General features: G+C 55.8%; 9 protein-coding genes. 4 read left to right on the top strand and 5 right to left on the bottom strand.

From position 1 onward, the window contains the following. Window positions 1-11: 11 nt before the first annotated feature. A complete protein-coding gene (locus FIV00_RS22465; RefSeq protein WP_152502848.1) occupies window positions 12-2,447 on the bottom strand; it encodes an FAD-dependent oxidoreductase in 2,436 nt (811 codons plus the stop codon). A gap of 185 nt (window positions 2,448-2,632) precedes the next feature. Between FIV00_RS22465 and FIV00_RS22460 the strand changes: the two genes are divergently transcribed. Beyond that, window positions 2,633-4,150: a trimethylamine methyltransferase family protein gene (locus FIV00_RS22460; RefSeq protein ID WP_152502847.1), complete on the top strand. Its 1,518-nt coding sequence runs from the start codon at window positions 2,633-2,635 to the stop codon at window positions 4,148-4,150. Between the two features lie 39 nt (window positions 4,151-4,189). Here the strand turns inward: FIV00_RS22460 and FIV00_RS22455 are convergent, their stop codons facing one another. From FIV00_RS22455 to FIV00_RS22440, 4 genes are all read right to left on the bottom strand, one after another. Next, complete coding sequence (locus FIV00_RS22455) at window positions 4,190-5,164, bottom strand: LysR family transcriptional regulator (protein ID WP_152502846.1); 975 nt, start codon at window positions 5,162-5,164, stop codon at window positions 4,190-4,192. A 125-nt stretch (window positions 5,165-5,289) separates the two neighbouring features. After that, window positions 5,290-6,297 carry a YeiH family protein gene (locus FIV00_RS22450; protein ID WP_152502845.1) on the bottom strand — a complete coding sequence of 336 codons (1,008 nt, stop codon included), beginning with the start codon at window positions 6,295-6,297 and terminating at the stop codon, window positions 5,290-5,292. An 80-nt stretch (window positions 6,298-6,377) separates the two neighbouring features. Next, a complete protein-coding gene (xsc, locus tag FIV00_RS22445) occupies window positions 6,378-8,159 on the bottom strand; it encodes a sulfoacetaldehyde acetyltransferase (protein WP_152502844.1) in 1,782 nt (593 codons plus the stop codon). A gap of 31 nt (window positions 8,160-8,190) precedes the next feature. Further along, window positions 8,191-9,807, bottom strand: coding sequence for a GMC family oxidoreductase (locus FIV00_RS22440; protein WP_152502843.1), 1,617 nt, complete (start codon window positions 9,805-9,807; stop codon window positions 8,191-8,193). 127 nt (window positions 9,808-9,934) lie between these two features. Between FIV00_RS22440 and FIV00_RS22435 the strand changes: the two genes are divergently transcribed. The 3 genes from FIV00_RS22435 to FIV00_RS22430 all read left to right on the top strand — a co-directional run bounded on the left by FIV00_RS22435 (window position 9,935) and on the right by FIV00_RS22430 (window position 12,080). Then, on the top strand, window positions 9,935-11,167 hold the full coding sequence (locus tag FIV00_RS22435) for a TRAP transporter substrate-binding protein (protein WP_152502842.1): 1,233 nt from the start codon (window positions 9,935-9,937) through the stop codon (window positions 11,165-11,167). Between the two features lie 122 nt (window positions 11,168-11,289). Beyond that, entirely contained in the window at window positions 11,290-11,418 is a 129-nt protein-coding gene (locus tag FIV00_RS30450; protein ID WP_256366665.1) for a hypothetical protein, read from the top strand. Continuing rightward, the gene (locus tag FIV00_RS22430) at window positions 11,415-12,080 is read left to right on the top strand and encodes a TRAP transporter small permease (protein ID WP_152502841.1); all 666 of its coding nucleotides are present in this window, start codon (window positions 11,415-11,417) and stop codon (window positions 12,078-12,080) included. Before FIV00_RS30450 ends, FIV00_RS22430 begins: the two co-directional genes overlap by 4 nt. The last annotated feature ends 5 nt before the right edge of the window (window positions 12,081-12,085 follow it).

Here is a 12,085-nt window from a genome sequence, read left to right as displayed (position 1 = left end):
GGTCTAACGGATCAGCTCCGCATGAGTAGATGTCCGGGATCATATGGTGAATGTGGAATGACGGTCGCCGTGATCAACTCGCCGCACAGATCGAGCGTCATGGTGTTTCCGACTTCTGAACAGGCCGGGTCAACAAAGGCATAGGCCAGGTTCAGTCCAACCCTGTGTCCCCAGTCGCCGGACGTCACCGTACCGACGACTCGCGCATCCATCATGAGCGAGGCTCCCGGTGGCGCCGGCGCATGCTCGGCTTCAATTCTCAGCGTAACCATCCTTTTGGTTGGCCCATTCGCCATGTGTTCTTGAAGGGAGGCCCTTCCAATGAATGTGTCCTTGGACATTTTCACAAATCGATCGAGGCCGGTCTCAAAGGGATTGAACTCAGTCAGAAGATCCGCCTTCCAGTGGAAAAAGCCTTTCTCCAGGCGCATGGTCTCCACCGCGCGCGCACCAAACAGCTTCATGTCAAACGGCGCTCCTGCCTTTCGGAGCGCAAGATATGCGCCATAGAGCGACGCATTCGGAACATGGATTTCATAGGCCAATTCACCGGAGAAGCTCACTGACATGACTGTGGCAGGCGCAAATCCGACAAAACACTCGCGGACGCTAAGCCACGGAAAGGCTTCAGCGGACCAGTCGCCTCGTGCGCATCCGGACAGGACCTTTCTTGCATTCGGTCCGGCAAGAACAAGGATGGTCTGATCATTGGTCAGGCTTTTGATCTCAACATCTTCGTTGTCTCGAAGGTGCTGCTGCAGCCAGTCCATGTCATGGAATTCACTTGCAGCGGCAGAGCCATACCAGACGCGGGCTGGGCCGCGATCGCTCCTTGGCAAGTTTGCAAATGTTGCTTCGCATTTGATCCTGCCATGATGATTGAGAAGATAGCCAAGTCCGACACGGCCATCGCGCTTTGGAACAGTGCCGCAGACGAGACGATCCAGAAAGGAATGCCAGTCGGCGCCTGAAATCTCAATTCTGTTGAAACCATTGACTTCGCAAAGGCCGACGTTGTCCCGGACGTTTTCAACCTCGTGCTTGACCACCTCAAACGTTTCGTCAAACCCGTAGCCAAGTGAGGGATGAAAGGCTTCATTTGGCTTGATGTAGTCGACGCGTTCCCAGCCATTGACCACAGTGAACTCTGCACCCTCGACCTTCAATATGGGCGTGAGCGGGGTTGTTTTGGCCGGTCTTCCAGCAGGTCGGTGTTCATGTGGAAAGTGAAAACGGAATTCGTTCTGATAGTCTTCGATCGCTTTCACTGATGTCAGCTCGACATTGGCATGCCCGGTAAATCTTCGCGGGTCGATGCACCAGGTATCGTAGCAGGCCTCGCCGTGAACGATCTGCTGGGCCAGAAGCCATCCGTGGCCGCCACCTTCTCCAAGGCCAGCTCTGAGGCCGATTATGCAAAAGGCGTTTCGCTTGCCCGGAATGGGGCCGACAAGCGGTGCCCCGTCAATCGTATAGGTTATGGGGCCGTTTATTACCGAGCGGATTCCGGCACTTGTAAGCGCGGGCATTCTTGCAAATGCGCCTTCCAAAACATCCATGATGCGATCGAGATCGTCTGGGCACAGCGCGTTGACGAAGTTTGGGTCAATGCCATCCATGCCGAAGGTCTTGCAGCCTTGCTCGTAAAAACCGATCAGCAGTCCCTGTTTTTCCTGGCGGCAATAATAGTCGCTGATGGGGCACCGAATGAGCGGCATCCGGTGACCTGCCGCAACAATCTCCGGAATGTCTTCGGTAAGAAAATACTGGTGTTCCATGGAGGCGACCGGGTGGTGCACATCCATCATGGCGGCGACTTCATTGACCCGATAGCCGCACGCGTTGACAACGACATCGCAGTCAATATCTCCGTGTTCGGTATGCACCGTCCATGTGTCGTCCCGGTGTTGGGTTAAAGCCGTTACGGGGGTGTTGCGGTAGATTTCAGCGCCTGCCTTGCGGGAATGAAAGGCGAGGGCCTGGCACAATTGAGCAGGGTCGATGTCGCCGTCCAGGGGATCCCACAATCCACCCAGGAGATTATCCTTGGAAACCAGCGGGTGACGGCGGGCGCATTCGTCTGCGTCAATAACTTCAAAATGCACGTCCATTGCACGAGCCATGGAGGCGAAATGCCGATAACCCTGCATCTGGGCTTCGGTATTCGCCAGCCGCATACCTCCATCGCCATGATGATAGTTGATCGGGTAATCAGGGTTCTCCGCAAGTTCCTTGTACAGGCGGATGGAATGACTTTTGAGGCCGACCATCGTTTGGTTCATGCCAAAATTCGTCACTTGGGCTGCTGAATGCCAGGTCGTGCCACTTGTCAGCTCATTGCGTTCGACGAGGACAACGTCGCTCCAGCCTTCTTGCGTGAGATGAAAGAGCGTTGAGCATCCAGCAATGCCTCCGCCGATGACCACGGCCCTGGTACGCGACTTCATTCAGTTAAACTCCAAATTCGGTGAAGCGCCCATAAAGCCGAATGCCCAGACTGCCGACAATGTAGCGATCTATAATTTCGAGAAATTAGAAATATAAAGACGATTTTTTCAAAATTTTCTCAATTTCATTGCACCGGCTTTGTGGATCTTCTGAAATTGCCTGCAAAGGTTCTGGAGGGTCCGTCATGGCGGGAGGTCTGAGGAAGAGAGGTGGCCGCAAGGAGCGATTGGCAATGCGGGCCGCAAAACCTTTGATCGACCCGTGTCCGCCCGGTCAGCTGGGGGGGCGGTACAGGCCGCTCGAAGACCATGAACTGCGTCAGGTTTTTCAAACCGCACTTGACTTGCTTTCGCATCTGGGAATGGGAGAGGTGCCAGCTCGGCTTCGAACCGATATGCTGGCTGCGGGCGCAAAGCAAGCGAGTGGCGACAGACTGTGCTTTCCCCAAAAGCTTGTTGAGGCTGCGATCGCTTCGGCCGCCAAATCCTTCACTTTTCACGGGAGGGATGAGCAACGGTCGATTGTGGTCGGTGGTGACCGGGTCTATTTCGGAACGGGAGGCGCGGCAGTTCAAACGCTTGATATGGAAACCGGTCTTTATCGACCGTCGACGCTTGCGGACCTTCACAATTTCGCCCGGCTTCAGGACGTGTTGCAGAATGTCAGCTGGTTTACCCGCTGCTGCGTTGCAACGGATGTTCCGGACAATTTCGATCTGGATGTGAACACCGTTTATGCGCTTCTCAAAAACACCACCAAACCGATCGCGACCTCTTTCACGTTGCCGGAACATGTGAGCCCAATTGTGGAGATGCTGGATGTTGCTGCCGGTGGTAGCGGTGAGTTCGCAAAACGACCGTTTCTGAAGGCGCATATCAGCCCGGTGATCTCTCCTCTGAAGTATGGTGAGGACGCCGTTGGGGTGGTCTATGAATGCATCCGTCACAAGATACCGATGACGTGTATCACGGCCGCCCAGGCAGGTGCGACGGCACCGGCGACATTGGCTGGTTTTCTGGCGCAATCACTTGCGGAAACTCTTGCGAGCCTTGTCATGGTGCACGCCATTTGCCCCGGGTTTCCGATGATCTTTTCCAACTGGCCACTTGTTGTGGACCTGCGCACAGGTGCCTTTTCAGGGGGTGGTGGCGAAACAGCCCTTTTGAACGCCGCTTCCGCACAATTGACGAACTGGCTTGGGCTTCCCTCCGGCGTTGCCTGTTCCATGACCGATGCCAAGGCTGTCGATGCACAGGCCGGTGTTGAAAAGGGCATTACATCGCTTGCGGCAGCACTGGCAGGTGGCAACCTGATTTACGAAAGTTCGGGCATGACGGCATCGCTGCTGGGGGTAAGTTTTGAGGCCTTCGTGCTGGATGATGAAATGCACTCTCTCACTTATCGCACCTTACGCGGCATAGAGGTGACTGAGAAAAGTCTCGCCTTTGAAACCATTCGAGACGCAGTTCTGGGAGAAGGACATTTTCTAGGCTGCGAAAACACTTACCAGGCCATGGAACGGGACTATTTTTACCCTGCACTCGCGGATCGGGACGAGCCGAGAACCTGGGCGCAAAACGGCGCACAAGATGCCTGGGGGCGGGCGCGTGAACGCGCAACGGATATTCTCAACAGCCATCACCCGGTTTATCTCGACAAGGAAGAAGACCGGTATATCAGAAGCCGCTTCAAGATCCTTTGAAGGTCCGCTGGAACTTCCCAGTTATTTCAATCCCAGAACCTAGTCGAGCAGCCTGAAGCTTTCCGCCAGCCAGGACGCATTTTGTTGAGTGGGTTTGATGAGCTTTTCCTGGATAAGGTCGCGCACGGACGTCTCCACCAGATCCAGCACTGAACGGGAACAATCGTCGTTTGCCAACACTGCCAGCGTGCGCGCAAACCCTTTTCCCGGAAAACGGTGCATCTCAATATGCGTGTGAAAGCGCCGGGCTCTTGAAAACAAAAGGGGTGTGGTAACGGCCCAACCTGTCCCGGCTGCGACCATCGCAAGCAGCGTCTGGTTGTTGTCGCACTCGAACCGGTGCGCGGGCAAAACGTTTATCCGCCGCAGTTGAGCCTCGATCTGCCGGGCAATCACGAGATTGCTTGAAAATCTGAGAAATGGCAGGTTTGTTTTGCCGTTCAAGACCTCGGCGGGCGGCCATTCCAGGCTCTTCGGCAATACCATGACAAACGGGTCACGCAGCAGTGGCCGCTCAACGCAATCAGGAAACCGCTCATTTGAAGTCGCGGTAATGCCGATATCAAGGTCCCGATTCTTCAGCATCTCCACGATCCTGTGGCTTGAATCAGTGTGATAGACGAAGTCGCACTTGGGCATGCTTTCAAACAGCGAGACGGCGAGCGAGGGAATGACGTCGCTGTCGAAATCTTCAATTGCTCCCACTCTCAGGAAACTTGCATCGGACGTGTCCCCGACAGCGGCCTCGGCTCTGGCCTTGCGCAATGCATGCAGTGCATCGTCAATGTTGCGAAGGAAAACCTTGCCCTTTGGTGTCAGGACTAGCGGACGCCGTGAGTGGTCTATCAATTGAACGCGTAAAGAACCTTCAAGGTTGCGCAAATGGTGTGAAACGGTGCTTGGCGACAGGCCGGTTTCAGTCGCAACAGCCTGAAGCGACCCGCGGCGGGCGCATAGTTGGAAAAGCTCCAGGGCCTTCAGGCTGAGATCCTTGATATCCGGGCGTTGAGGCATTGGTCTCCTGGTATCGGTTCATCAAGTTCAATTGATCCCGACACTCAGACTAGCACTGCAATACCGTCGATAGTGCGCTCGAGGACACCGAAAGTCCAAAAAGCTGTTCAGAAGCATATGAAGCCCTAGTCGATCAGGCGAAGGCCAATCAAAACATAGCCTCCCAGAAACACCGTTTCAGCAACGATGAGCGCGATGGCAACACCGCCGACGTCGAGCATCTTTTTCAAGGAGGTCTTGAGACCAACCGCTGCGATGGCAATCAGAAGAAACCATCGAGACAAATTGCCGGCGGCTTCGGAGATGAAGGGCGGGATCAGGCCGATTGAATTCAATATCGCCAAGATCAGAAAGCCAACGACGAAGCCAGGGAGGAGGGGAGGTTTGTTGCCGGTTGTTGCCTTGCTGCTGGAGCGATAAGCAAGTGAAAAAATCAACACCACCGGCGCCAGCATGGCGACCCGTATCAGCTTAACCAGAGTGGCGTTTTCGCCAACTTCAGGGCTTATCGAAAACCCTGCCCCGACAACCTGAGCAACGTCGTGGATGGTCCCACCCAAAAAGACGCCGCTGTCACGGGTGCTGAATCCGAACAGGTTCGACAGCATCGGGTAGAGCACCATGGCAATCGTCGAGAGGACCGTCACCGAAAGCACGGTGAAGACAAGATCCCGTTGGGATTTGTCGTGTTTTGGCAGGACCGCAGCAATGGCCATGGCTGCCGAGGCCCCGCAAATTGCGACCGACCCACCCGTCAACAACGCAAAGCCGATGGAGCGTCCGACAAGACGGCAGACAATCAGCGCAAATACGATTGTCACGAGCACGCCTGAGATCACGAGCGCGATCATCGGGGTGCCAAGCCCTACCAGCATGTCGGCACTGATCCTGGCGCCCAGCAGCGCAACACCGAGCCGCAGCACCGTGCGTGCCGAGAGCGAGATGCCAGGCTCGGTGCGTGTGCCTTCCTCCGCAAGAAAGTGCAGGGAAAGCCCCAGAAGCAACGCCATGAGCATGGCTGGTGCACCGTAATGCTCGGACAGGAATTGCGCCGATATGGCAATCAGGACAGAGACGGCGATGCCGGGAAAAAGCGACTGTAATTGTGCGGTTGTCGGGACAAATGATTTCATTGCGCCAATCCTTGATTGCGCATTCAAAAGAAACTGGAACGCGGCAGTGGTTTCGCCGCCGCGCTTAGTGTTTCAATGGATCAGGCAGCGCCTTGTTGCGGGCGCATATCGGCCTTGTCGATACCGGCGACAACGACCGGCTTTTTCATCGCATCCCGCCGGAACGGTTCACCGAGTTCCTGGTTCAGCAGCACTTCAATAAAAGTGGTTTTGCCTTCCTTCATCTGACGTTCGACAGCCTTGTGTAGTTCGTCAGTCAGTTCTTCCTGCGACTTGACCAATACGCCTTCCGCCGAGCAGGCTCGTGCGATGCCGGCATAGGATGTATCGCGATCAAGCTCCGTACCGACAAAGTTGTTGTCGTACCACAGCGTCGTGTTCCGCTTTTCTGCCCCCCACTGGTAGTTTCGGAAAATCACCATGGTGATGGGCGGCCAGTTGTCTCGTCCGCATGCAGTCATCTCGTTCATCGAAATGCCGAATGCGCCGTCCCCGGCAAAGCCGATCACAGGCGTATCGGGGTTGCCGATTTTTGCGCCGAGAATAGATGGAAAACCGTATCCGCATGGACCGAACAGGCCAGGTGCCAGGTACTTTCGGCCTTGCCGGAAGGATGGATACGCATTGCCGATTGCGCAGTTGTTGCCGATGTCGGAGGACACAATCGCGTCCTCAGGAACTGCCTGCATGATCGCGCGCCAGGCCTTGCGTGGGGACATCAGATCAGCGTCGCGTTCGCGTGCACCCACATTCCATTCGGTGCCCGGATCGTCATCTTCATGATCGAGGCTTGAGAGCTCCTGCGCCCAGGATGATTTCGTCACCGAAATCAGGTCACGCCGTTCCTGCCGACCCTTATCGCCTGCATTAGGGGCCAATTGTGCCAGAATTCCACGCGCAACCTTGCCAGCGTCGCCTTGAATACCGACTGTAACCTTCTTGGTCAGACCGATGCGGTCGGCATTGATGTCGACCTGAATCACTTTCGCCTGTTTCGGCCAGTAATCGATGCCATAGCCCGGAAGCGTCGAGAAAGGATTGAGCCGGGTGCCAAGTGCGAGCACGACATCAGCCTTGGCAATCAGCTCCATGCCCGCCTTGCTGCCGTTGTAGCCAAGAGGACCAGCCGCCAAGGGGTGTTGGCCAGGGAAGCTGTCATTGTGCTGATAGTTGGAGCAAACCGGGGCTTCCAGTCGTTCGGCAAGTGCAACGACATCCGGGATCGCGCCACCCAGCACCACTCCGGCACCAGACAAGATCACCGGAAATTCGGCTTCCGACAAAAGCTTGGCGGCTTCGCTGACCGCTTGTTCACCACCGGCAGGACGTTCAAACGCGACGACCTGTGGCAGATCGACGTCGATCACCTGGGTCCACATATCACGCGGAATGTTCATTTGCGCCGGTGCGCTGCAGCGCCACGCCTGCATGATGACGCGGTTGAGAACTTCCGGTATCCGGCTCGGATCGCGCACTTCTTCCTGATAGCAGACACTGTCGGCAAAAAGCCTCATCTGCTCCATTTCCTGGAAGCCGCCCTGACCGATGGTCTTGTTGGCTGCCTGCGGTGTCACCAGCAAGAGAGGCGTGTGGTTCCAGTAGGCTGTCTTGACCGGTGTCACGAAGCCAGTCACGCCGGGACCGTTCTGTGCAATGGCCATCGACATCTTTCCGGTGGACCGGGTAAACCCGTCCGCCATCAGACCGGCATTCGTCTCATGGGCACAGTCCCAGAAATTGATTCCAGCCTGCGGAAACAGGTCACTCACGGGCATCATCGCTGACCCGATAATGCCGAATGCCTGCTCGATCCCATGCATCTGCAGTACTTTGACGAATGCCTCTTCCGTCGTCATCTTCATAGTGCGTCTCCTGATTTCAAAAAAATAGTGATCAGATCGAACCCGCGCGGTCTTCCAGGATCATGTTGCTGGCTTTCTCGCCGATCATGATGGCGGGAGCGTTGGTATTGCCGCTGACGATTTCCGGCATGATCGAGCAATCGGCGACCCTGAGACCGCGAATGCCGTGCACGCGAAGCCGGGAATCGACGACCGATCCCGGCCCTTGCCCCATCTTGCAGGTTCCCGTCGGGTGATAGATGGAGGAGGAATTACTGCGGGCCCAATCAAGAGTTCCCTCATAGTCCTCCAGATCGAGATCATTGGATGGGCGGAATTCCTCCGAGATCTTCGATTTCAACGGGCTGTGCCGGGCAATTTTCCGCGCCACTTTCACACCCTCCACGATGGTGCGGCAATCCAGCTCCGTTGACAGGTAGTTCGGATGGATTTTCGGATAGGTTCGCGGGTCATTGCCGCTCAATTTGATTTCGCCGCGGCTTTCCGGGCGCAGCTGGCAAACCGACATGGTGAAAGCGGAAAACGGGTGCACTCCCTCGCCGGGGCTATCTGCGGACCAGGGCTGCACGTGAAACTGGATATCGGGTGTTTCGACATGCGACCCGGTTCTCATGAAACCCACGGCAAGACTGGCGGCCATGGTCATGGGGCCCGCGCGGAACAGTGCATATTTGGCAAATATGCGTGCCTGATTGAAAAGGCTGCGCACTTCGTCATTCAGGGTCGGCTCGTTGCATTTGAAAACCAAACGGGCCTGCAGGTGGTCCTGAAGATTCTTGCCGACGGCCGGTAAGTGGTTCTGCACCTCAATGCCGTTGTCTTTGAGATGTTCTGCGTCGCCGACACCCGACAGCATGAGAATCTGTGGCGACCCGATTGCACCGGAGGACAGCACCACCTCACGAGAACAGTGGACTGTATGCTCTTTGCCGGTGCCGTTCAGATACGTGACGCCGGTGGCGCGACCGTCCTCAATCTCGATCCGGCGGACCAGTGCCTTGGTGATGATCTGCAAATTCGGCCGTTTGCGGGCGGGTTTCAGGAATGCAGCAGCAGAGCTGCAGCGCCGGCCATTGCGGGTCGTCAGCTGAAAATATCCGACGCCTTCCTGAGTTGGGCCATTGTAGTCAGGGTTGAACGGATAACCTGCTTCCTGGGCAGCTGCGACCCACGCGTCGCAAATCGGCCGTTGCAGGCGCATGTTCGAAACGGAAAGTTCTCCTCCAACGCCGTGATAATCATCTGCTCCGCGTTCCTGATTTTCAGAGCGCTTGAACAGTGGCAGAACGTCATCCCAGCCCCAGCCTTCGTTGCCCATCTGCCGCCAGCGATCATAGTCTTCCTTTTGACCGCGCACATAAAGCAGGCCGTTGAGCGAAGATGATCCCCCAAGCACCTTGCCGCGCGGCCAGTCGATGGTTCGCTGATTGATTCCAGCATCCGGTTCAGTGCGATAGCACCAGTCGACCGAAGGGTTGTGCATGGTTTTGAAATAGCCGACCGGTACGTGGATCCATGGGTTCCAGTCACGCGGACCCGCCTCAAGCAGGATCACTCGGTTCGACGGATCTTCGCTCAAACGGTTTGCCAGCACACATCCAGCAGAACCGCCGCCAACGACGATATAATCGGCTTTTTGCGCTCCCATCTACCAGACCCTCCAAAAGACGCGAATTGGAACCGAATGAAGTTTTCCTTGCGGTAGCAACAATAATGATTAAAAATGATACTGCAAGTCTCAAAAATTGCCGAATATGAACACGGAGGAGGAGTTCATGAAAATTTCGGATAAGCTTGATGGGGTTTCTCGTCGGGAGTTTTTCCAAGTCGCCGGGCGATACGGTCTGTCTTCCACACTGTTTGCAGCAAGCGCTCTCGGAGGCACGGTTTCTCTGAGCGCACTGGCTTCAGCAGCGGAGTCCACTTACGAAAAGCGTTACAAGAAGGAAGCAAAGCATAATCTGAAGTTCGGAGCTGCGGGTTTCAATGCGCGCAACTTGTTGATCGAACGGGCAGGGTGCTTGGAATTTGCGCGTGACCTGGAAGAGCGCACAGATGGTGAAATCAGAATTGAATTCATCGGTGACAACCAGATCTGTGGGCAGTTGAACTGCGTTGAAAAAACACAAAACGGCATCGTGGACATCTACGCTGCGTCGACTCAGAACTCTGCAGGTGGCGCTCCCTACCTGAACGTTCTTGACTATGCCTATGTGTTCCCGGGCCGTGCTTCTCAGTATCATTTCCTCTACAGCCCGGAATCTCAGAAGATCCTGCGCGATCCGCTCGAAAAACGCCATGGCCTGAAGTTCCTCTTCAGCCACTGCGAATTGCGCGGCATCCAGCTTGGCCAGTCTTTTGCGGACAAGCCGACGGTTACGAAACTCGAAGAACTGTTCGGAACCAAAAACCGCGTTACCGGCACCCAGCTGGGGCGTATTGCCATGCAGCTTCTGAACCTGAACCCGGTTCCGGTTGCCTGGGAAGAGACCCTGGATGGCTTGAAAACAGGCCTGATCGACGGCGCGGAAACCTGGGCTTCTGCAGTTGCCTACGCCAACATGTCGCCGGTCGTTTCGCAATCGGTTGACCTGCGTTTCTTCTGTGGCACCGAGCACACTGCCATGTCCGCCAAGGTCTTCGACAGCCTTGATGCAAATCTGCAGGATGCGGTTATGGAATCGGCCTATCTGGCGCAGGTTCATGTTCAGGCTGCCAACGAGGCGGCGCTGGTCAAGACCGTCGGATTCTCTGATCCGGTCATGCCGGGCACGCTCTTTGCCGAGAACGACGTTCGTCCGGCCTTCCTGGCTGATGATCAGATCAAGATGGCTGAGGAAATGTGTTCGCCGGAATTCAACCCGGAGCCTTGGGCACAATGGCGCGAGCGCATCAACAACTGGGCTGGCGGCATGGATACCTACGCGGAACTCTATCGTGTGGCCCGCGAAGTGCCGGCCGACATGAAGCCGGAAAACGTAGAGCCTCGCCGTTGGTGGAAGGGCTGACGAGAAGAAAACAGCGGCGGCGGGGTGGAGGACCTCGCCGCCCTTTTCACAGATGGGGCCTGAGGGGAACTTCATATACGTTTCCAGGGAACGCGTTTTCAGAAACGTGTTTCAAGAACCCCATGGCACGTGCCGTGGGCTCCATGGGTTACGTTGCAGATCTGGTGCCCGGACGAGCCGGCATTGAAACGGAGTGGTCACCAGCTGCAAAAGTCCAGACACGGTCTGGCTTGGGAGGAGACATGTCATGAGTATCGTCAGCGAAGCTGCCGAGATCTTCAGTGCTGTTTTGTCAAACGATGCCTGGATGATCAGTGAAGCCCTGAAAACCGATGCAGCTTGGGTTGTCGGAGCCTTTGTTACCCTCATTGGCGGCGCCCTGATCGTGCTTGTCTATCACTATGTGCCCTGGATCGAGCGGAGCCTTGAAGCCACAATCATGACGTCGACCTATCTCCTGATAGGTGCGATCATATTCGTTGAGGTCTTCCGGCGATTTGTTTTGAACGTACAGGCACCTTGGTCGACCACGCTTCCTCCTTTCCTGTTCCTGATCATGACGTGGATGGGCTGCGCTTATAATGTGAAGCTCAGGACGCATTTGGCGTTCTCCGAATTCCGAATGGCTATGCCGCGTCCCGCACAATTTTTGTGTCTTACCCTGGACGCCCTTTTATGGCTCGGCTTTTCCTGGGTTGTTGTTGTCACCTCCACACAGGTTGCGGCGAACTCTGCTGCAAATTTCCAAATCATGCTCGGCACCGACAACGTGCTGCAGTGGTGGTTCCTGATTTCCGTGCCGCTCGCATTCTTGCTGATTGCGGCCCGGGCAATGGAGAACTGGTTGATTGACGTGAAAAACCTGATGACCGGAAAGCCGCTTACCGGCGCCGTCGCGATTGGCTCAGACTGAGGAAT

The organism is Labrenzia sp. THAF82 (genome assembly GCF_009363435.1).
GTDB lineage: Bacteria > Pseudomonadota > Alphaproteobacteria > Rhizobiales > Stappiaceae > Roseibium > Roseibium porphyridii.
This window is presented reverse-complemented; position numbering and strand designations above follow the sequence as displayed.

Excerpts from the sequence above, each read along its gene's own strand:
- FIV00_RS22450 (WP_152502845.1), bottom strand. The coding sequence starts at position 6,297 with ATGAAATCATTTGTCCCGACAACCGCACAATTACAGTCGCTTTTTCCC.
- xsc (WP_152502844.1), bottom strand. The coding sequence starts at position 8,159 with ATGAAGATGACGACGGAAGAGGCATTCGTCAAAGTACTGCAGATGCAT.
- FIV00_RS22430 (WP_152502841.1), top strand. The coding sequence starts at position 11,415 with ATGAGTATCGTCAGCGAAGCTGCCGAGATCTTCAGTGCTGTTTTGTCA.
- FIV00_RS22455 (WP_152502846.1), bottom strand. The coding sequence starts at position 5,164 with ATGCCTCAACGCCCGGATATCAAGGATCTCAGCCTGAAGGCCCTGGAG.
- FIV00_RS30450 (WP_256366665.1), top strand. The coding sequence starts at position 11,290 with ATGGCACGTGCCGTGGGCTCCATGGGTTACGTTGCAGATCTGGTGCCC.
- FIV00_RS22440 (WP_152502843.1), bottom strand. The coding sequence starts at position 9,807 with ATGGGAGCGCAAAAAGCCGATTATATCGTCGTTGGCGGCGGTTCTGCT.
- FIV00_RS22465 (WP_152502848.1), bottom strand. The coding sequence starts at position 2,447 with ATGAAGTCGCGTACCAGGGCCGTGGTCATCGGCGGAGGCATTGCTGGA.
- FIV00_RS22435 (WP_152502842.1), top strand. The coding sequence starts at position 9,935 with ATGAAAATTTCGGATAAGCTTGATGGGGTTTCTCGTCGGGAGTTTTTC.
- FIV00_RS22460 (WP_152502847.1), top strand. The coding sequence starts at position 2,633 with ATGGCGGGAGGTCTGAGGAAGAGAGGTGGCCGCAAGGAGCGATTGGCA.